Source organism: Pollutimonas bauzanensis, from assembly GCF_900129885.1.
Lineage (GTDB): Bacteria > Pseudomonadota > Gammaproteobacteria > Burkholderiales > Burkholderiaceae_B > Pollutimonas > Pollutimonas bauzanensis.
The window spans coordinates 385,060-405,367 of the sequence record NZ_FQXE01000004.1; the positions used below are offsets into that span (position 1 = coordinate 385,060).

At 61.1% G+C, this 20,308-nt stretch carries 20 protein-coding genes; 13 read left to right on the plus strand and 7 right to left on the minus strand.

The features are described 5' to 3' along the window. Positions 1–11: 11 nt before the first annotated feature. Positions 12–473: a TRAP transporter small permease gene (locus BUB23_RS10370; RefSeq protein WP_073103021.1), complete on the plus strand. Its 462-nt coding sequence runs from the start codon at positions 12–14 to the stop codon at positions 471–473. Beyond that, complete coding sequence (locus tag BUB23_RS10375; RefSeq protein WP_073103022.1) at positions 470–1,765, plus strand: TRAP transporter large permease; 1,296 nt, start codon at positions 470–472, stop codon at positions 1,763–1,765. The genes BUB23_RS10370 and BUB23_RS10375 overlap by 4 nt, the downstream gene beginning before the upstream one ends. A 122-nt stretch (positions 1,766–1,887) precedes the next feature. Here BUB23_RS10375 and BUB23_RS10380 read toward each other — a convergent pair whose 3' ends face one another. The 6 genes from BUB23_RS10380 to dnaA all read right to left on the minus strand — a co-directional run bounded on the left by BUB23_RS10380 (position 1,888) and on the right by dnaA (position 8,658). Further along, on the minus strand, positions 1,888–2,373 hold the full coding sequence (locus BUB23_RS10380; protein ID WP_084135940.1) for an SgcJ/EcaC family oxidoreductase: 486 nt from the start codon (positions 2,371–2,373) through the stop codon (positions 1,888–1,890). 204 nt (positions 2,374–2,577) lie between these two features. After that, on the minus strand, positions 2,578–3,000 hold the full coding sequence (locus tag BUB23_RS10385) for a type II toxin-antitoxin system VapC family toxin (RefSeq protein ID WP_073103023.1): 423 nt from the start codon (positions 2,998–3,000) through the stop codon (positions 2,578–2,580). Continuing rightward, a complete protein-coding gene (locus tag BUB23_RS10390) occupies positions 2,997–3,245 on the minus strand; it encodes a type II toxin-antitoxin system Phd/YefM family antitoxin (RefSeq protein ID WP_073103024.1) in 249 nt (82 codons plus the stop codon). The genes BUB23_RS10385 and BUB23_RS10390 overlap by 4 nt, the downstream gene beginning before the upstream one ends. A gap of 336 nt (positions 3,246–3,581) precedes the next feature. Then, positions 3,582–6,032 (minus strand): DNA topoisomerase (ATP-hydrolyzing) subunit B, encoded by a 2,451-nt coding sequence (gene gyrB, locus BUB23_RS10395; RefSeq protein WP_073103025.1) that lies wholly within the window; start codon positions 6,030–6,032, stop codon positions 3,582–3,584. A 92-nt stretch (positions 6,033–6,124) separates the two neighbouring features. After that, positions 6,125–7,234, minus strand: a complete 1,110-nt coding sequence (gene dnaN, locus BUB23_RS10400; protein WP_073103026.1) for a DNA polymerase III subunit beta — start codon at positions 7,232–7,234, stop codon at positions 6,125–6,127. A 2-nt stretch (positions 7,235–7,236) separates the two neighbouring features. After that, positions 7,237–8,658, minus strand: coding sequence for a chromosomal replication initiator protein DnaA (dnaA, locus tag BUB23_RS10405; RefSeq protein ID WP_073103027.1), 1,422 nt, complete (start codon positions 8,656–8,658; stop codon positions 7,237–7,239). 215 nt (positions 8,659–8,873) lie between these two features. Between dnaA and rpmH the strand changes: the two genes are divergently transcribed. From rpmH to BUB23_RS10455, 10 genes are all read left to right on the plus strand, one after another. Continuing rightward, on the plus strand, positions 8,874–9,008 hold the full coding sequence (rpmH, locus tag BUB23_RS10410; RefSeq protein WP_023951589.1) for a 50S ribosomal protein L34: 135 nt from the start codon (positions 8,874–8,876) through the stop codon (positions 9,006–9,008). A 49-nt stretch (positions 9,009–9,057) separates the two neighbouring features. Then, positions 9,058–9,426: a ribonuclease P protein component gene (rnpA, locus tag BUB23_RS10415; RefSeq protein ID WP_073103028.1), complete on the plus strand. Its 369-nt coding sequence runs from the start codon at positions 9,058–9,060 to the stop codon at positions 9,424–9,426. Beyond that, on the plus strand, positions 9,423–9,656 hold the full coding sequence (gene yidD / locus BUB23_RS10420) for a membrane protein insertion efficiency factor YidD (protein ID WP_073103029.1): 234 nt from the start codon (positions 9,423–9,425) through the stop codon (positions 9,654–9,656). The genes rnpA and yidD overlap by 4 nt, the downstream gene beginning before the upstream one ends. Before the next feature lie 127 nt (positions 9,657–9,783). Beyond that, complete coding sequence (gene yidC / locus BUB23_RS10425) at positions 9,784–11,484, plus strand: membrane protein insertase YidC (protein ID WP_073103030.1); 1,701 nt, start codon at positions 9,784–9,786, stop codon at positions 11,482–11,484. A gap of 223 nt (positions 11,485–11,707) precedes the next feature. Next, a complete protein-coding gene (locus BUB23_RS10430; RefSeq protein ID WP_073103031.1) occupies positions 11,708–12,910 on the plus strand; it encodes an ABC transporter substrate-binding protein in 1,203 nt (400 codons plus the stop codon). A gap of 54 nt (positions 12,911–12,964) precedes the next feature. Beyond that, positions 12,965–13,885 carry a branched-chain amino acid ABC transporter permease gene (locus tag BUB23_RS10435; RefSeq protein WP_073103032.1) on the plus strand — a complete coding sequence of 307 codons (921 nt, stop codon included), beginning with the start codon at positions 12,965–12,967 and terminating at the stop codon, positions 13,883–13,885. A gap of 9 nt (positions 13,886–13,894) precedes the next feature. Continuing rightward, entirely contained in the window at positions 13,895–14,902 is a 1,008-nt protein-coding gene (locus tag BUB23_RS10440; protein WP_073103033.1) for a branched-chain amino acid ABC transporter permease, read from the plus strand. Further along, positions 14,899–15,642: an ABC transporter ATP-binding protein gene (locus BUB23_RS10445; protein ID WP_073103034.1), complete on the plus strand. Its 744-nt coding sequence runs from the start codon at positions 14,899–14,901 to the stop codon at positions 15,640–15,642. Before BUB23_RS10440 ends, BUB23_RS10445 begins: the two co-directional genes overlap by 4 nt. Then, positions 15,642–16,355: an ABC transporter ATP-binding protein gene (locus BUB23_RS10450; RefSeq protein ID WP_073103035.1), complete on the plus strand. Its 714-nt coding sequence runs from the start codon at positions 15,642–15,644 to the stop codon at positions 16,353–16,355. Before BUB23_RS10445 ends, BUB23_RS10450 begins: the two co-directional genes overlap by 1 nt. A 267-nt stretch (positions 16,356–16,622) precedes the next feature. Continuing rightward, a complete protein-coding gene (locus BUB23_RS10455; RefSeq protein WP_073103036.1) occupies positions 16,623–18,056 on the plus strand; it encodes a catalase in 1,434 nt (477 codons plus the stop codon). 87 nt (positions 18,057–18,143) lie between these two features. On the opposite strand, the gene BUB23_RS10460 is transcribed toward BUB23_RS10455, so the two are convergent. Beyond that, complete coding sequence (locus BUB23_RS10460; RefSeq protein ID WP_073103037.1) at positions 18,144–18,440, minus strand: YciI family protein; 297 nt, start codon at positions 18,438–18,440, stop codon at positions 18,144–18,146. 91 nt (positions 18,441–18,531) lie between these two features. On the opposite strand from BUB23_RS10460, the gene mnmE reads away from it, so the two are divergent. Next, positions 18,532–19,974, plus strand: coding sequence for a tRNA uridine-5-carboxymethylaminomethyl(34) synthesis GTPase MnmE (gene mnmE, locus BUB23_RS10465; protein WP_073103119.1), 1,443 nt, complete (start codon positions 18,532–18,534; stop codon positions 19,972–19,974). The last annotated feature ends 334 nt before the right edge of the window (positions 19,975–20,308 follow it).

The window sequence follows — 20,308 nt, forward strand, 5'->3', positions numbered from 1 at the left end:
AAGGACGCCCCATGCGTTATATCAATGGGCTTGCGCAGATCCTGGTGACGATGCTTTTTGCCGCCATGGTCCTGGTTGGGTCGCTACAGGTTTTCAACCGGTTTTTCTTCAACGTCTCGCTGAGCTGGAGCGAAGAGCTTCAGAAATACACATTCATCTGGCTGGTGTTCATTGCCATTCCACTGGCTTACAACCGGATGGCGCATCTTCGCGTAGATTCGCTGGTCGGGCTGTTCCCGGCGCCGCTGCAGCGCTTCCTGGAATTGTTCTCGGACGTTTTATGGGTGCTGCTGGGTATCGCCCTGGTGTTGCTGACCTGGCGCATCATGCAGGTGACTCAGTATCAGCAAAGTCCCGGCCTGGGCATAAGCATGTCATGGGTTTACTGCGGCATGCTGGTGGGCGGCGCGTATCTTGTCCTGAGCGTCGTGGCGCGCTGGATGTCCAGGATTAAATCCGGAGAGCCTTCATGACTCTGATCATCATTTTCGCCGGGATGCTGGCGCTGGTTTTTCTCGGCGTGCCTATCCTGCTGGCAATTGCGTCGGTCAGCCTGACGGGCGTCATGGTCATTCCCGGCCTGGTCCCGGCGCTGATGCCGCAGAAAGCGTTCGCCATGCTGGATTCGTTCAGCCTGCTGGCCTTGCCCTACTTCATTCTGGCGGGCGCCATCATGACCCGCGGCGGCCTGAGCGCCGGCCTGATCCAGTTTTCCCAAACCATTGTCGGCCATATCCGCGGCAGCCTCGGGCACACGGCTGTGCTGTCATGCACGGCCATGGCCAATATATCGGGTTCGTCTTCAGCCGAGGCCGCCGCCGTCGGTTCGGTAGTCATTCCGCCGATGAAAGAAAACGGATACCGGCCGGGCTATGCCGCCGCGGTCGTTGCGGCGGCCTCGACCATAGGCCCCATCATTCCGCCCAGCATGACGATGATAATCTACGGTTCGATCACCGGGGTATCCATCGGCGGCCTGTTCGTGGCCGGCGTTTTTCCGGGCCTCATGATCGCTGTCCTGCTCATGGCGCTTATTTACGGCATGTCCTATCTGCCCGCCTACCCCGAGTTGCGGCATACCCTGCCGCGGGCCAGCCTCAGGCAGATCCTCAACGCCACCATAAAGGTATGGCCCGCCTTGCTTGCGCCCGTGGTCATCATGGGCGGGATTCTCGGCGGCGTCTTTACCGCCACGGAGGCCGGCGTCGTCGCCTGCGTCTACAGCCTGGCGGTCAGCATGATCTGGTATCGCATCTTGCGATGGCGCGACTTGCCCGGGGTGCTCGTGGATGCGGCGATAACGACCGCGATGGTGGCGGGAGTACTGGCCATGGCCGGCGTGCTGGGCTGGCTGCTCAGCTACCTGAATTTCAACGACGAAGTATTGGGCGCGCTGAAAGGCATTACCGAAAGCCGCCTGCTCATGCTGCTTCTGCTCACGGCGATCATGCTGTTTCTTACCATGATGCTCGACGGCCTGGCCGTCGTGGTCGTCATGGTGCCGACCATCGTCTATGTCGGCACGGCCTTTCATATTGACCAGCTTCAGCTTGGCATCATCATGGTGATGATCACCCAGATCGGAGGCTTGACCCCGCCCGTCGCGCTCCTCTTGTTCATTACCTCCAGCATTGCAAAGATCCCTTTCTCGGAGGGAGTGCGAGCAGTCTGGCCTTTCCTGGGCGTACTGCTGTTTGCCTTGCTGCTGGTGATTCTGGTGCCATCGATTGCGACATGGCTGCCGTATCAAGTCCTGAAGCCCTGAGGCGGCCAGTTTCGTAGTCCGGACGTGTGCGAGCGTTCAAGACCTCTTTGTCGACGCGCCATCCCGCATGGGATTCATCGGCGTCATCGCATAAAGGTCGCCGCTGCGCGCCGTTCGGCGCCTCAGTTCTTCTCTGGCATTGCGGAAGAATGGTGGCTTGTGATCAGCCACTGCGTCCCGGCCCATTTGTAGGTGTATGTGTAGCGCGCCTTGACTTGAGCGCCGGTAGTGCCGAAAGTGAATGTATAGAGCCCGGAGTCGACCGCCGTGTTGCAGCCGATCTCTATTGTTCTTGAGTCTATCCTGCCTGTCGGCCTGCCTTCCAGGAAGTGGTGGAAATAGTCCTCCTTCTCGGCCGCGGTCAGCCGGGGCTGGTTCGACACCGTGGGAAGAAGGATGGAGCGCTCGGCGTAATTGGCGACGACTTTGTGCGGGTCGCCGGTTTGCAGCGAGCGATTCCACCGGTCAAACAAGGCTGAAATTTCCTGCTCATTGCTTGCCTTGCAGACTTCCGTGCGCGCTGGCGCCGGCCCGGCCCCCGATGGGACCGAGGCGCAGCCCGCGAGAACGAAGGCAAGGGCTGCCGGCAGGATGGAAATGTTCCTCATTGGCGGTCCTTCTTTGACGTTGTCGATTCTAATAATTGATAAAAATGATTCGCTGATTTTTGAGCATTTATTCATTAATGGCAAGGACTGAATTTACCGCAGCACAAAACACTAGTCTGAAAAATAGTCTGAAAAAGCGCAACGCCAGGGAACTGGATTGGTGAAACGACCTGGCGCGCCTGGCATATCGCGGGAGGCTTCCAATCAGCCCAAGCCGGTATTCCAGGGGTTGATGGGCGAAACGCCCAGGCTCTCGAAGTCTTTGGTATTGCGGGCGACGAGGATCAGGTCGTGTTCGAGAGCGGTTGCCGCCAGCATGCTGTGTATTGCAGGCAATGGCCGGCCCGCCCCAGCCACCAAGCGGCTCCATCGATCGGCCACTGCGACATCCACAGCCAGGATGCGTCCTGTAAAAAAGGCGGTGAGCTCAGTCTCCAGCCAATCCACCAGCACCTGGCGTCGATCCACCTGCGAAATGGCTTCGGCCCCTTTGCGGATCTCGCCTAGCGTCCAGACGCTCAAAAAGAGCGTTGAGGCAGGCCTATCTTCGAACCGCTGAAGCACGCCCGGGTCCGGCATTTTGCGCCGCAGCTCCGAGAGTACATTGGTGTCGACGAGATAGCTCAAAGCGCGACCTCGCGAGTGAGACTCTTATCCCGCTCTAGCTCCATGTCGTCGACATCGTACAGCGGCGAACGACGCATGAAATCCACAAGAGAGCCTTCCGCCCGAGAGAGGCGATCGAATTCCGCGCGCGAAATAACCACAGCAACAGACTTGCCGTGCAGAGTAATGTCTTGCGGCTGCTCCTGCGCACGCTTGATGATTTCGGACATCCGCGCCTTTGCTTCCTGTATTTGCCAGCTATGCATGAGCGCCCCTAAATCTGACTATTCAGGTCAGGCTATAGCACCATCTACATTCAATAGCGCTTGGCGGCCCCGGTGACGTTAACGCCAGAAAATCGGCGTGGCCACGCGACAGTGGACAGTCCAAAAATGTCGCAACAACAACAACAACAACAACAACAACAACAACAACAAACCAAATGATATCCGGCGATAGATGAGCCCGGGCAACGATGCCGTGCCGGCGGACTTGTCGAGGCAATCCACTCGGCCAAGAAAAAGAGGCCACCTCGCGGCAGCCCCTTCCGTAACATCTAAATCACATGGGAAAAACTCAAGCTCCCATGGGATCCTGCAACATCAAACGTCGATGTTCGCAGCCTGCAGCGCATGCTCCTCGATGAACGCCCGGCGCGGCTCGACGTTGTCGCCCATCAGCGTGGTGAAGACTTCATCGGCCGCGATGGCGTCTTCGACCTGCACGCGCAGCAAGCGGCGCACCTTGGGGTCCATGGTGGTTTCCCACAGCTGGCTGGGGTTCATTTCGCCCAGGCCCTTGTAGCGCTGCTTGCTGATGCTGCGGTCGGCTTCGCCGCGCAGCCACTGCATGGCTTCGCGGAAATCCGAAATATACTTTTCGCGGCGCTTGTCGCCTTCGCCGCGCGCCACCAATGCGCCGACGCCCATCAGCCCCAGGAAAGTCTTGGCGGCCTTGGACAAGGTGGCGTAATCGGCCCCGCGCACGAAGGTGCGATCGAACACGCTGACGCGCACATTGCCGTGGTGCATGCGATGCACGATAAGGCGCCAGGAATCGCCTTCTTCGTTCTCATCGACGGTAACCTTGACGCCATTGGGAACGGATGGATCATCGATGGCTTGCTGCAGGCGCTGGGCGGAAGCCGCGGCCTGTTCGGCATCGTCCAGGTTGATTTCCACGCCTTCGGCCATGGCCGACAAGGACGGCATGTCGATGTGGCGCGTCAGGCGGTTGATGACGCCATCGGCCATGATGTATTGGCGCGCGAGTTCGGCCAGCGCGTCGCCGGTAATGGGCGTGGCGCCATCCCTGGGGATCAGCACCGCGTCTTTCAAGGCGACCTGCAGCATGAACTGCGCTTCTTCCGCGTCGTCCTTCAGGTAGCGCTCTTCGCGGCCGACCTTGACCTTGTAGAGCGGCGGCTGGGCGATATAGATGTGGCCGCGGTCGACCAGCTCGGGCATCTGCCGGTACAGCAGGGTCAGCAGCAGGGTGCGTATGTGCGCGCCATCGACGTCGGCGTCGGTCATGATGATGATGCGGTGGTAGCGCAGCTTGTCGATGTTGAAATCGGGCCCGATGCTGGTGCCCAGGGCGGTGATCAGCGTGGTGATCTGCTCGCTGGTGATCAGGCGGTCGAAGCGGGCTTTTTCCACGTTGAGCACTTTGCCGCGCAGAGGCAGAATGGCCTGGAACTTGCGGTCGCGCCCTTGCTTGGCCGAGCCGCCCGCGGAGTCGCCCTCCACGATGTAGATTTCGCACAGCGCGGGGTCTTTTTCCTGGCAGTCGGCCAGCTTGCCCGGCAGGCCGGCGCCTTCCAGCACGCTTTTGCGGCGCGTCATCTCGCGGGCCTTGCGGGCCGCATCGCGCGCCCGGGCCGCGTCGATGATCTTGTTGCACAAGGCCTTGGCGTCGGCCGGGTTTTCCAGCAGCCAGCTTTCCAGCGTGCGCGCCACGGCCTCTTCCACGGCGGGGCGCACTTCGCTGGATACCAGCTTGTCCTTGGTCTGGCTGCTGAACTTGGGCTCGGGGACCTTCACCGACAGCACGCATGCCAGGCCTTCGCGCATGTCGTCACCCGTGGTGTCGACCTTGGCCTTCTTGGCCATTTCGTTGTCCGCGATGTACTTGTTCAGCACCCGCGTCATGGCTGCGCGCAGACCCGTCAGATGGGAGCCGCCATCGCGCTGGGGAATGTTGTTGGTGAAGCACAGGACGGTTTCCGTGTAGCTGTCGTTCCATTGCATGGCGACGTCGACGCCCACGGTCGTTTCGCCTATGGTGGACTCGGTGCTTACCGAGAACACATTGGCATGCAGCACGGTCTTGCTGCGGTTGATGTACTCGACAAAACCCCTGACGCCGCCCAGGAACGCGAAATTCTCTTCTTTGCCATTGCGTTCGTCGATCAGGCGTATCTTCACGCCGTTGTTCAGGAAGGACAGCTCGCGCAGGCGCTTGGCGAGAATCTCGTAGTGGTATTCGATGTTCTCGAAGATTTCCGAATCGGCCAGGAACTGCACCCGCGTGCCCCGAAGCTCGGTCGGGCCGGTAAGCTTGAGCGGCTCGACCCGCGCCCCGCGGTGGAATTCCATTTCGAACAGTTCGCCGTTGCGCGCAATGCTCAAGCGCAGCCATTCGGACAGCGCATTGACGCAGGACACGCCCACGCCATGCAGGCCGCCCGAGACCTTGTAGGAATTATGGTCGAATTTGCCGCCCGCATGCAGCTCGGTCATGACGATCTCGGCCGCGCTGCGGTGGAATTCGTCGTCCTTGTGGATGTCGGTGGGAATGCCGCGGCCGTTGTCGCTGACCGAAATGCTGTTGTCGGCGTGGATGGTAACGACGATGTCGTCGCAATGGCCCGCCAGCGCTTCATCGATGGCGTTATCGACGACCTCGAAAACCATGTGATGAAGCCCGGTTCCGTCGGAGGTATCGCCAATATACATGCCGGGGCGCTTGCGAACTGCTTCCAGGCCCTTGAGCATTTTGATCGAGTCGGCGCCGTATCCGGCAACGGCGGCATTCGTGGTTTGATCTGACATAGTTTATAAAAACCTTATATAAGCCTTGCGGCTGTTGAAATGCCCCGGGCCGGCTCGCCCGGAACACTTCCTGCGACGCAAATCCAGGGAATTCAAATACGCATGGGCATGACGACATACTTGAACTGATCGTCGTCGGGTGACGTGATCAGCGCCGATGCATTGACGTCGGGCTGGACCGACCATTGAATGGTTTCGGTTTTGACGTTGGCCAGGACGTCCAGCAGATAGCTGACGTTGAAGCCCACATCCAGCGGTTCGTGGCTGTAGTCGATATCGAGCTCTTCCTGCGCCTCTTCCTGCTCGGCGTTGGTGGAGGAAATCTTCAATTGGTTGTTCGACAGCTGCAGGCGCACGCCTTTCAATTTGTCGGTGGTAAGGATAGCCGCGCGCTGCAGGCTGCCCTGCAGGATCTCGCGGTTGATCGAAAAATGGCGCGTGTAATTGTTGGGGATCACACGGGTGAAGTCGGGGAACTTGCCCTCGACCAGCTTGGACACGAGTTCGACATCGCCGAAGCGGAAGCGGATCTGGCCGGTGGCCACATCGATGGCCACGGGCTCGTCGGTATCGCCCAGCAGGCGCTGCATTTCCAGCACCGTCTTGCGCGGCACGATGACGTCATGCTTGGCGGAGATGCCTTCCACCACGGTGCCGCTATGCGCCAGGCGATGGCCGTCGGTGGCCACGGCGCGCACGAAGCCGGGCTCGAAGACGAACAACAGGCCATTCAGGTAGTAGCGGATGTCCTGCTGCGCCATGGCGAAGTGCACCATGTTGAACAGATGCTTGAGGGTTTTCTGCGGCAGCGAGAAAGAAATGTCCCATTGCTCGGGCTGCGCCAAAGTGGGATATTCGCTGGCGCCCATGGTTTGCAGGGCGAAACGGCTTTTGCCGCTTTGCACCGACAGCTTGGCGCTGGCCAGGCCCAGCTTGACGTCGCCGGTATCGGGCAGAGCGCGCAGGATGTCCAGCAGCTTGCGCGCTGCAACCGTAGTCGACTCGTTTTCGTCACCGATACCGAACTCGGCATGCGTGGTGATTTGAACCTCGAGGTCAGTGGCAATGAATGCGACGCTCTTGCCTTCTTTGCGTAGAAGAATGTTTGCCAGGATAGGCAGTGTGTTCCTTCGTTCGACAATTCCGGCTACCGTCGATAACGGTTTGAGCAATGCATCACGAGTCGCTTGTACGAGTTGCATGGTTATCCTTTTAAGGTTTGTTCTAGTACGTGAAGAGCATGGTTGAGCTCGGTCTGCTTAGACCTCGCGTCGGCGATTTTTCGCACCGCGTGAAGCACGGTAGTGTGGTCGCGCCCGCCGAATAAATCGCCAATCTCGGGCAGACTCTTTTGGGTAAGCTCTTTGGCAAGATACATGGCCACCTGCCGCGGCATGGCGATATTGGCGGGACGGCGCTTGGAATACATATCGGCCACTTTGATCTTGTAGAAGTCGGCCACCGTCTTTTGTATGTTCTCGACCGTTATCTGGCCGTTCGAGACCGACAGCAGATCCTTGAGGGCGTCTTTGCAGACATCGACCGTAAGGACTTCGCGGCCATGGAAGCGCGCGTAGGCGGACACTTTGCGCAGCGCGCCTTCCAGTTCGCGCACATTGCTGCGCAAATGCTTGGCGATGAAGAAAGCGACTTCTTCGGGCATGGTCACGCCTTCGGTTTCGGCCTTGCGCAACAGAATGGCCACGCGCATTTCGAGCTCGGGCGGCTCGATGGCGACGGTCAGGCCGGAATCGAAACGGGATATGAGCCGGCTGTCGATATTGGCCAATTCCTTGGGATAGGTATCGGACGTGATGATGATTTGCTTGCGCTGCGCGACCATGGCCTCGAAGGCGTAGAAGAATTCTTCCTGGGTGCGGTTCTTGCCCGCGAAAAATTGTATGTCGTCTATCAGCAACAGATCGAGCGAATGGTAGTAGCGCTTGAATTCGTCGAAGGCCTTGCGCTGATACGCCTTGACCACATCGGACACGTATTGGTCGGCGTGCACATAGCGCACGCGCGTGCCCTTGCCGTTGGCCAGCAGGGCATTGCCTATGGCGTGGATCAGGTGGGTCTTGCCCAGGCCCACGCCGCCGTACAAAAACAGCGGGTTGTAGGATACCCCGGGATTCTCGGCCACTTGCAGGGCCGCGGCGCGCGCCAGCTGGTTGGCCTTGCCGGTGACGAAGTTGTCGAAGGTGAGATCGGTGTTCAGGCGCGAACGGTCGTGCGCGAGTTCGGCCGCCGCGGCGTTGGCGGTGGAACTGGCCGGCGCGGGCGCAGCCGGCGCCGCCGCGGCAGGCGGGGAGGAGGACGCGTCGGGCCCCGCGCCCAGGCGCGCCGCCGGGCCGCTGCGCGCAGCAGGTGTCGAGGCCACAGAACCCGCCAACTCGAAAGCAACTTGCACCGGGCGTTCGTACCATTCAGTCGCGAGCGTTTCGATCTGGTGCGAAAAATTCTTGCGCACCCAATCCAGCTTGAAACGATTAGGCGCGGAAACCCGCAGCACCGCCTGCGCCTCGTCGAACGCAAGGGGAACCAATGGGCGTATCCAGGCACTTATTTGCTGCGGAGGTAGGTCCTGCTCCAAACGCTGGATGCAAGTCTGCCAGAAATCTTTCATGTCCACCACTTCAGTAAACCTCGATTCTACCCTGTTGATGGGATAGTTATCCACAAGCCAGGTCAAGAACTATCCCTAGTATTTATGCTAACCGTTTGACTAAACTATAAAAATTTGATGAAATGGTGGGCTTTACAAGAATTTCTAACGCCGGGGCCGATACTACAGAGGATTTCTGTACGGGTTTCTGGTAGCTCTTTTATTTTGGATCTCCAATGAAACGCACTTTCCAACCTTCCGTCACCCGTCGCAAGCGTACCCACGGTTTTCGCGTCCGCATGAAAACGCGTGGCGGCCGTGCCGTTATCAATGCGCGCCGTGCCAAAGGCCGCAAGCGCCTGGCCGTATAAGCCCAAAAGCTTTTGCGCCCAGCCGATAGCTACGGCTGGCGCAAGCTTTATGCGCGCCACATTTCCTGCTGCGGCCCGCCTGCACCGCCCCTCGGAATATATGTCTGCCCTCAAGGGCAAACGTCTTGCCAGAGGGGCGTTGTTCGTTGTGACCACGCCGCGCGACGCCCCCGCGGGCCCGGACCCGGCCCGCGCCAGGCTCGGCCTTGTCATCGCCAAGCGCTACGCCGCGAAGTCCGTCACCCGCAATGCCATCAAGCGCGTCATACGCGAGGCCTTCCGGCAGAAGAGGCATGAGCTTCCTGCGCGCGACCTGGTTTTCCGCCTGCATTCGAAAGTCGGGCCGTTTACGCTCACCGAGCTTAAAATACTGGTGCGCAGCGAAATCGACGCCCTGCTCAACCGTGCCATGCAATGATCAAGCCACTGCTCATCGCACCCATCCGGTTCTACCGGTATTTTCTCAGCCCCTGGGTAGGCAGGAGCTGTCGCTTTACGCCCACATGTTCCACCTACACAATAGAAGCCATTGAAACACACGGCCCGATCAAAGGGCTCTGGCTGGGAACGCGGCGCATTGCGCGCTGCCATCCATGGTGCCCGGGCGGTTATGATCCGGTGCCAGAACCGAAACACAGGTCCCGGTAGCGGGGGCGCACTGCCCAAAGCACCGGCCCGCTGCAGTTTTTTCGAATAATTTTCTGCTCATCTCAGATTCAGCTGAGCTACGTTAAACTGTTGGGCTTTTGCTCAGCTTTAACTTGAAACAGGCGCTATGGATATCCGACGCACCATCCTCTGGATGATTTTCTCTTTCTCGCTCTTGCTGCTGTGGAACAACTGGCAAGTCCATAACGGCAAAGCATCGCTGTTTGGCTTCAGTTCCACCGCAAGCAAGACCGCAGCCCCGGCGCAGACGCCGTCCGCCGCCCCTGCCGACACGAGCGTCCCGGTTGCCGCCCCCGGCACGCCTGGCGCCCCTGTCGCCGACGCGGCCGGCGGCACCGTGCCCGGCGGCGCCGACAAGCAGGCAAGCGCTTCTGAAAAAGTCCAGATCAAGACAGATGTCTTCGACCTGACTTTCGATACGGCGGGCGCCCAGCTGGTCAAGGCCGAGCTGCTCAAGTATACGGCGCCCGGCGGCACCGGCCAGCCCATGGTATTGCTGGATAATTCGGCCTCGTCGGTATACCTGGCCCAGTCCGGCGTGATAGGCGCGCCGGCCGGCCAGAGCTATCCCACGCACCTGACCCCCTTCAAGCTGGTCTCTTCGCAGAACAGCCTCACGGGCGATACGCTCAAGGTGGTTTTCGAGTCCGAGGCGGATGGCGTCAAGGTCGTCAAGACCTACACCCTGCACAAGGGCCGTTACGATATCCAGGTCGAGCACGACATCTACAATCTGGGTGCGGCGCCCATCAATCCCGCCTTGTATCTGCAATTGGTGCGCGACGGCAAGGACCCGTCCGACACCTCGTCGTTCTACAGCACCTTCACCGGCACGGCGCTGTATTCCGCCCAGGACAAATTCCAGAAGATAAAATTCTCGGACATCGACAAGGGCAAGGGCAGCTACACCAAGGAAGCCGACAACGGCTGGATAGGCATAGTCCAGCACTACTTCGCTTCGGCGTGGGTGCCCGCCGAAGGGGTGGTGCGCCACAACGAAGCCCTGCGCCTGTCCGACAACCTGTACGCCATCCGCAGCATCGAATCGGTCGGCGCCATCCAGCCCGGCGATCACAAGGCTGTGGAATCCAACCTCTGGGTCGGGCCGCAGGACCAGAAAGCCATGAGCGCGCTGGCCCCCGGCCTGGAACTCGTGGTCGACTACGGCTGGCTGACCATCATCGCCAAGCCGCTGTTCAAGATCATGACCTGGCTGCACGCCATGCTGGGCAACTGGGGCTGGACGATAGTCGCGCTGACGCTGCTGATCAAGCTGGTGTTCTACCCCCTGTCGGCCGCCAGCTACCGCTCGATGGCCAAGATGAAACAGGTCACGCCGCGCATGCAGGCCCTGCGCGAGAAATTCGGCGACGACAAGGCCAAGCTGAACGCGGCCATGATGGAAATGTACCGCAACGAGAAGATCAATCCGCTCGGCGGCTGCCTGCCCATGGTGGTGCAGATTCCGGTGTTCATTTCCCTTTACTGGGTATTGCTGGGCAGCGTTGAAATGCGTGGCGCCCCATGGATACTCTGGATCCACGACCTGGCCGCCCGCGACCCGTGGTTCATCCTGCCCGCGTTCATGATGGCGACCATGTTCCTGCAGATCAAGCTCAACCCCACGCCTCCCGATCCCACCCAGGCCAAGATCATGATGATCATGCCTCTGGTTTTCGGCGGCATGATGTTCTTCTTCCCTGCCGGCCTGGTGCTTTACTGGTGCGTGAACAACTCGGTGTCCATCGCCCAGCAGCGCTACATCATGCACAAGCTGGACAAGGAAAAAGCCGCCGCCACGCGCTGATAGCGCATCGCCGGCCGACGACAAGGGCGCCTTTCGCGGGCGCCCTTGCCATATCCGCCGGCGCCATGGCCGCCGCAGCCGGACGGCATTGGGTAATTCCCGATGGAAAAAGCTTTAGGCTTAATGTAAGTTGGCGATGCTGATGAATCACATCACCCAGAACGAACACTAGCATTGTCGGATTGCGGCCCTGCCGGGACCGCCGACGCGAACAGGAGACTTTATGACCGCCCATACCCCGCCCGCCCGGCATCGCCGGTTCCTGCGCCACAGCCTGGCCGCCGCGGCGCTTCTCGGCGCCCTGGGCGCGAGCGCCAGCTTTGCGCAGCAGCCCCTGAAAATCGGCTTCATCGGCACGCTGTCGGGTCCCGGCGGGGCGCTCGGACAAGACCAATACGACGCCTTCATGCTGGCGCTCGAGCAAAAGGGCGGGAAACTGGGCGGCGTTGCCGTGCAAGTCATACGCGAGGACGACCAGCTCAAGCCCGATGTGGGAGTACAGGCCGCCACCAAGCTGCTCAAAAGCGAGAACGTGGCCATCATCACCGGCGTGACCTTTTCCAACGTCATGATGGCCATCCACAAGCCGATCACCGACGCCGGCGTGTTCTTCATCGGCTCCAACGCCGGCCCCGCCCCCATCGCCGGCAAGTCCTGCTCGCCGTTCTTTTTCTCCACCTCCTGGGACAACGATCAGCTGCATGAAGCTGGGGGCCAGCTGGCATCCGACCTGGGCTATAAAAACATGTATGTGATGGCGGCCAATTATCAGGCGGGCCGCGATGCCGTGTCGGGCTTCAAGCGCGACTACAAGGGCAAGGTCATCGACGAGGCCTACACCCAGGTCAACCAGCCCGACTATTCCGCCGAGATCGCCCTGCTGCAGGCGGCGGCGCCGGACGCGGTCTATGTGTTCTACCCGGGCGGCATGGGCATCAATTTCGTCAAGCAATACCGCCAGGCGGGCCTGCTGGGCAAGATTCCCCTGATCTCGGCGGCCTCCATCGACGGCAGCACCCTGCCCGCGCTCAAGTCGCTGGCCGTGGGCGTCATTACCAGCGCCCCTTACGCGCCGGACCTGGACAACCCGCAGAACAAGCAGTTTGTGACGGCCTTTGTAAAAGCCTACAAGCGCGTGCCGTCGATGTATGCGGCGCAGTCCTATGACGCGGCCAATTTGCTGGATTCGGCGATCGCCAAGGTCAAGGGCGACATCAGCGACAAAGAGGCCTTCCGCGGCGCGCTCAAGGCGGCCGATTTCGCCTCGGTGCGGGGGCCTTTCAAGTTCGCCTCCAATCAATTCCCGGATGCCGGCTTCTACCGGGTCGATGTCGTGGCCGGCGCCGACGGGGCCGAGCTCAAGGCCGTCAGTCCCATAGACATCAAGACCCGCGCCAACTTCGCCGCCCAGTGCCCGATGAAGTAAACTCCACCGCGGCCGGCTGCCAGGCCGGCCGCGAAGCATGACCCGGAGCCGCTATTGAGCCCAGCATTATTTGTCATCCAGTTCCTGAACGGCCTGCAGCTGGGCGTTCTGCTGTTCCTGATGGCCGCCGGCCTGACGCTGGTTTTCGGCATCATGAACTTCGTCAATCTGGCGCATGGCTCGATGTACATGATGGGCGCTTTCTTCGCCGCCTCGATTTACGGCTACACGGATTCCTTCCTGTTGACCGCGGTGCTGCTGGTGCCCGCCATGCTGGCGCTGGGCCTCGCCCTTGAATGGATAGCACTGCGCAAGCTCTACCAGCGCGATCACCTGGATCAGGTGCTGGCCACCTTCGGCCTGATACTGTTTTTCAATGAGCTGGCAAGAATGATATGGGGGCCCTCGCCTTTCTACATGGAAGTCCCCGAATTCCTTGGCGGCACCATAGATCTTCTGGGCATACGCTATCCGGCCTATCGCTTCGTCATCATTTCGGCCGGGCTGCTGGTGGCGGCGGCTTGCTATCTGCTCATCCATCGCACCCGCGTAGGCATGCTGATACGGGCCGGGGCCACCAACCGGACCATGGTCGGCGCGCTGGGCGTGAACATCGTGCTGCTCAATTCCCTGCTGTTTGCCTTGGGCGCCGTGCTGGCGGGGGTGGCCGGCCTGCTGGCCGGGCCCATCATGTCGGTTCAGGCGGGCATGGGCGAGCCCATCCTCATCCTGACCATGGTGGTCATTGTCATAGGCGGCATAGGCTCGATACGCGGCGCCTTTTACGCCGCGCTTATCGTCGGCGTGGTCGATACCCTGGGCCGCACATTGCTGCCCTCCCTGTTGCGCAGCGTGCTGGAACGCAGCAGCGCCGACATTGCCGGCCCCGCGCTGGCGTCCATGATGATTTACCTGTTGATGGCGCTGGTGCTCGCCATCAAGCCCAAGGGACTCTTTCCCGTGCACAATACCTGAGCGATACCGATGAGCTTGACCTGCCTGATGCGAGCAAGATGGTCCAGCAGCGCCGTGCTGAGCACCGCATTGCTGATACTGCTGGCCCTGGTGCCGCTATACGCGCGCGGCGTTGCCGAACCCTTTGTCGTCACCCTGGCCACCCGCATACTGATTTTCGCCATCGCCGCGACTTCGCTGAACCTGATACTGGGCTACGGCGGGCTGGTCAGTTTCGGCCATGCCCTGTTCCTGGGGCTGGGCGTCTATGCCGCAGGCATACTGGGGTTTCACGGCATAGACAATGGCTGGCTGCAGCTGCTGGCCACCCTGGCCGTATGCGGCATCGTCGGCCTGGTCACCGGCAGCATCGCCCTGCGCACCAGCGGCATTTCCTTCATCATGATCACGCTGGCTTTCGCCCAGATGTTTTATTTCCTGTTTGTCAGCCTCAGCCAGTACGGCGGCGACGATGGCCTGAGGCTCGCCGGTGGCAGCAACTTCAGCGGGATCGACCTTGGCGCATCGCTGACGCTGTATTTCGCCTCGTTCATCGTGCTTTGCCTGAGCCTGTATGCCTGCCATCGCCTGGTCCATTCCCGTTTCGGCGTGGCCGTGCGGGCCAGCAAGATCAACGACCAGCGCATGAAGGCCCTGGGATTTCCCAGCTTCCGGTACCGGCTGGCGCTGTATGTGATTTCGGCGGCACTGTGCGGCGTTGCCGGGCTGCTGTACGCCAACCTTACCCAGTTCGCGTCGCCCTCGTACATGTCGTGGACCACCTCCGGCGAATTGATCGTCATGGTGATGCTGGGCGGAATGGGCACCCTGTTCGGCCCGCTGTTTGGGGCCCTGGCCATGATACTCGCCGAAGAATGGCTCAAGTCGCTGACCGAGCACTGGATGGTGATCTTCGGCCCGCTGATCGTCCTGGTGGCGGCCACCAGCCGGCTGGGGCTGATGGGCCTGCTGGCCATCCTGGACCGGCGCCGCGGCGCGAAGCCGGCAGCCATGGCGGCCGGCCAGGAGGCATCATGAGCCTGCTATCCGTGCGCAAGCTGGTCAAGCGCTATGGCGGCCTGACCGCTACCGACCACTTCGATTTCGATGTACAGGCTGGAGAAACGCATGCCATCATCGGCCCCAATGGCGCCGGAAAGAGTACGCTCATAGGCCAATTGGCCGGCGAGATCCGGCCCGATTCCGGACAGATCTTCTTCAGTGGCCAGGACATCACCAAGGAACGCGTCGAAAAGCGCGCGCTGCGCGGCGTGGCGCGCTCATATCAGATCACCTCCATATTCCCGCCCTTTACCGCTCTGCAGAACGTCATGCTCACGGTGCAGGCGCACCAGGGCCACAGCTTCCGCTTCTGGTCTCCGGCCGGAAAGCAGCAATCGCTCATCGCGCCGGCGCAAGAAGCGCTCGAGCGGGTCGGACTGGGCCGGCACCTGCATGTTCCGGTCTCCGACATGGCCCACGGCCAGCAACGCCAGCTGGAGCTCGCCATGGTGCTGGCCGGCCAGCCCCGCCTGCTGCTGCTGGACGAACCCATGGCCGGGATGAGCCAGGCCGAATCCCTGCAGATGACCGAACTGCTGCTGAGCCTCAAGGGCCAGTACGGCATCGTCCTGGTCGAGCACGATATGGACGCCGTTTTCAAACTGGCCGATCGCATCACCGTCCTGGTATATGGGCGCGGCATCGCTTGCGGCAGCGCCGGCGACATCCGCCGCAACCCCGAAGTCAGGACCGCGTATCTGGGAGACGATGCCTGATGCCGGCGCCCTTGCTTGAAGTCAATGATATCGACGCCTGCTATGGCAGCAGCCAGGCCCTGTTCGGCATGGATTTCCGGGTGCATGCCGGGCAATTCGTGACCCTTCTGGGACGCAACGGCATGGGCAAATCCACCAGCATCAAATCCATCGTCGGCCTGATGGCGCCCACGCGCGGCTCCATCCGTTTTGCCGGGCGCGACATCGGAGGCCAGCCTTCCTACAAGATAGCCCGCGCCGGCATCGGCCTGGTGCCTGAAGGACGCCAGATCTTCGCGAATCTGAGCGTTCATGAAAACCTGGTCGCCACGGCCCACAACCGGCAGCATTCGGCAAGGCCTTGGAATCTGGAAAGAATCTACGCGCTGTTCCCGCGCCTGGCCGAAAGGTCGGGCAACCTGGGCTCCAACCTTTCCGGCGGCGAACAGCAAATGCTGGCCATAGGCCGCGCGCTGATGACCAACCCGCGGCTATTGATACTGGACGAGGCCACCGAAGGGCTGGCGCCCATCATCCGCGGCGAGATCTGGCGCTGCCTGGCCGAACTCAAGAACACCGGCCTGGCGATACTCTGCATAGACAAGAACCTGAACTCCCTGCTGCCTTTGGCCGACCATCACTACATTGTCGAGAAAGGCCGGGTGGTATGGGCCGGCACTTCCGCCGAGCTGGGGGAACAGCGCGCGCAACTGCAACCCTATATGGGAATTTGACCACGAGCCTAAGCGCAAGCCTCGCCCTTCAGGGCGAGGTTAAGCGAGGCAAGACCAATGCGGCGCCGAAGGCGCCCCCGCGCGCCCCGGCCCTGATGTATAGTCTCTGACTATCGTTGTGTTGATATCAATCAATTTCACTTTCCGGCCTTGGCTCTATAAACTCCCTTCAATGCCTGCTTTCTCAAGCGAACAGTCTCCGCGTTCGCCGACGAAGCAGCCGTATTCGCCAATGTTGTCCTTAGTACCCATCACCGAAGGCTTGCCATGAAAAAACTTACCACCGCCGCCGGCGCACCCGTCGTCGACAATCAGAACATTCAAACCGCCGGTCCGCGCGGCCCGGCCCTGCTGCAGGATGTCTGGCTGCTGGAAAAGCTCGCCCATTTCGACCGTGAAGTCATCCCCGAGCGTCGCATGCACGCCAAGGGCGCCGGCGCCTACGGCACCTTTACCGTCACGCACGACATCACCCAATACACCCGCGCCAGGATTTTTTCCGAGATAGGCAAGCAGACCGAAGTCTTCATGCGCTTTTCCACCGTGGCGGGCGAACGCGGCGCAGCCGATGCCGAGCGCGATATCCGCGGCGTCGCCATGAAGTTCTACACCGAGGAAGGCAACTGGGACCTGGTCGGCAACAACACGCCCGTCTTCTTTTTCCGCGACCCGCTCAAATTCCCCGACCTGAACCATGCCGTCAAGCGCGACCCGCGCACCGGCATGCGCAGCGCGCAGAACAACTGGGAATTCTGGACCGGCCTGCCGGAGGCCCTGCATCAGGTCACCATCGTCATGAGCGACCGCGGCATCCCCGCCGGCTTCCGCAATATGCATTTGTTCGGCAGCCACACTTTCAGCTTCATCAATGCGGACAACGAACGCTACTGGGTCAAGTTCACCTTCAAGACCCAGCAGGGCATCAAGAACCTTACCGACGCCCAGGCCCAGGAAGTCGTGGGGCGGGATCGCGAGAGTTCGCAGCGCGACCTGTTCGACGCCATCGAAAACAGCGACTATCCGCGCTGGACCATGTACGTCCAGATCATGCCGGAGAAAGACGCCGGCGCGTATCACCTGAATCCCTTCGACCTGACCAAAGTCTGGCCGCATGGCGACTACCCGCTCATCGAGGTCGGCCAGCTGGAATTGAACCGCAATCCGGAAAATTTCTTTGCCGAAGTCGAGCAGGCGGCATTCGCGCCCGCCAACGTGGTGCCCGGCATCAGCTTTTCACCCGACAAAATGCTGCAGGCCCGCCTGTTTTCCTATGGCGACGCGCAGCGCTACCGCCTGGGCGTCAATCACCACCAGATTCCGGTCAACGCGCCCAAGTGTCCTTTCCATAGCTACCATCGGGACGGCGCCATGCGCGTCGACGGCAATCATGGCCGCATCACCGCCAACGAACCCAATACCCAGGGCGAATGGCAGGAACAGCCCGATTACCGCGAACCGCCCCTGTCCATCGAAGGCGCCGCCGACCACTGGAATCACCGCGAAGACAGCGACTATTTCTCGCAGCCCGGCGCGCTGTTCCGCCTGATGAGCGAACAGCAAAAGCAGGCCCTGTTCGAGAATACGGCGCGGGCGATTTCCGGCGCATCCAGAGACGTGCAGGAACGCCATATCCAGCACTGCGGCCAGGCCGACCCCGCCTACGGCGCCGGCGTGGCCGCGGCCATCCGGGCGCTGGCCTGACAGGCAGCAGGCGCTGCTGCAGGCCTGCCTCGGCCCGCCTGCAGCAGCGCCGGATTACGCGGCTACGCCGCTAATCCGGCCTATGGCCTATAGATAGCACTTGCCGTCCAGGTAGGCCTTGCGCCAGCGCGTAATCACGGTGCGCTCGAACAGGCCGCCCACCGCGAACGGATCGCCATTCACGAAATCCTCGGCCTCGGCGCGCGTTTCCAGATCGACGATGTAGACGCTGCCCGTGCCGCCGGTCCCATCATCTTCAAGCTTGGCCCCGCAAGCCAGCAGCAGGTCCTTGTTTCCTTCCAGGTAGTCCAGGTGCTTGTCGCGCAAGGCCTGGCGCAGGGCCTGGGTGTGCGGCTTGTCAAAGGTTTCGATCAGGTATGGCATGATGGTTCCTCGCAGATTTTTATGTTTAAACTGTGTCCGGATTCCAATAGTAGTACGCTTTTTCCCAACTTAGCCATATGCCGCCATGACCCTGCGCTCCCACGAACCCATTATCGCCATCGCCACCGCCCCCGGGCGCGGCGGCATAGGCGTCGTACGCATTTCGGGCGGCAACCTGGAACCCTTGCTGGCCAGGCTGTTCAAGGCGCCGCTCACGCCGCGCCACGCCCACTACCTGCCGTTCAATGACGAGGACGGCAAAGCCATGGATGCCGGCATCGCCCTGTTCTTCAAAGGCCCGCAATCCTACACCGGCGAAGACGTCCTGGAACTGCAGGGCCACGGCGGCCCGGCCGTGCTGCGGCGGGTGCTGGAGCGCTGCATCGAGGCCGGCAAGGAATTGGGCCTGCGCCACGCCGAGCCGGGCGAATTCACCCAGCGCGCCTTCCTCAACGAGCGCCTGGACCTGGCCCAGGCCGAGGCCGTCGCCGACCTGATCGATGCCTCATCGGAAGCCGCCGCGCGCAGCGCCATGGCCTCTTTGAGCGGCGCCTTTTCCGCCCGCGTCAACGCCCTCAGCGAGCGCATCGTGCGCCTGCGCATGCTGGTCGAGGCCACGCTGGACTTTCCCGAGGAAGAAATCGACTTCCTGGAGAAATACCAGGCCCGCAGCGCTCTGGAAGAGATCCAGGGCGACCTGGCGGCCCTGACGGCCCAGGCCCGGCAAGGCATGATCCTGCGCGAAGGCCTGCACGTGGTGCTGGCCGGCCAGCCCAATGTCGGCAAGTCCAGCCTGCTCAATGCCCTGGCCGGCGACGACATCGCCATCGTGACGCCCGTGGCCGGCACCACGCGCGACAAAGTCATCCAGCAAATCCACATACAAGGCGTGCCGCTGCACATTGTCGACACCGCGGGCCTGCGCGACACCGACGACACCGTCGAGAGCATAGGCATAGCCCGGACATGGGCCGAGATCGAAAAGGCCAGCGTCATCATTCACCTGCAGGACGCGCGCGCGCAGACCGATGAGCTCGACACCGCCATTACCCGCCGCCTCCCGGCGCGCACGCCGGTGCTCGAGGTCTTCAACAAGATAGACTTGCTGGATGCTGCGCAGCAGGCGAAATTCCTGGCGGGCACGCCTCGGGAACCGGCCGCCGCAACTGGCGCGGCAAGCGGCGCGACTAGCGGGAAAGTAGATGCCCACGCCCAAACCGGACTCGCCCTTGGAATCTCCGCCAAGACCGGCGCCGGCCTGGACATCCTGCGCCAGAAGCTGCTCGACATCGCCGGCTGGAGCCCCAGCGCCGAATCCCCCTGGCTGGCCCGCGAACGCCATCTGCATGCCTTGAACAGCGCCGGCGAGCACCTCGCCCTGGCCGCCGAACACGCCAGCCAGAACGACCGCGTGCTCGACCTGTTCGCCGAAGAACTGCGCCTGGCCCATGAAGATCTATGCGCCATCACCGGCCAGTTCACCGGCGATGATTTGCTTGGGGAGATATTTTCCAGTTTTTGTATTGGGAAGTGAGGCAAGGTCTGTGGACGCCCATGGGCGTCTCTTGATTTTGCTCGATATCTTGTAATTGCGGGAATTTTTGTCTGCTGACGGATGCGGTGATACAGTCGAAGTCATCACTATCCGGGCCCATATTTGGGTCGAAGTTACCCGGAGTCCATGGCGCGATGACTTTCATGGATCCAAAGGAGGGCCCCCTTTTCTTTTCTGGGTTGGGCCGTTGTCCCCCGAGTGCCATTCCTTTACCTCTCCTTTTCTGATGTCTATCGACCGATAGACCGCCCGCTATCAGAAGGCCAGTGACGGCAATGTGAATAGAATAGAGGTAATGACTTGAGGTAATAGC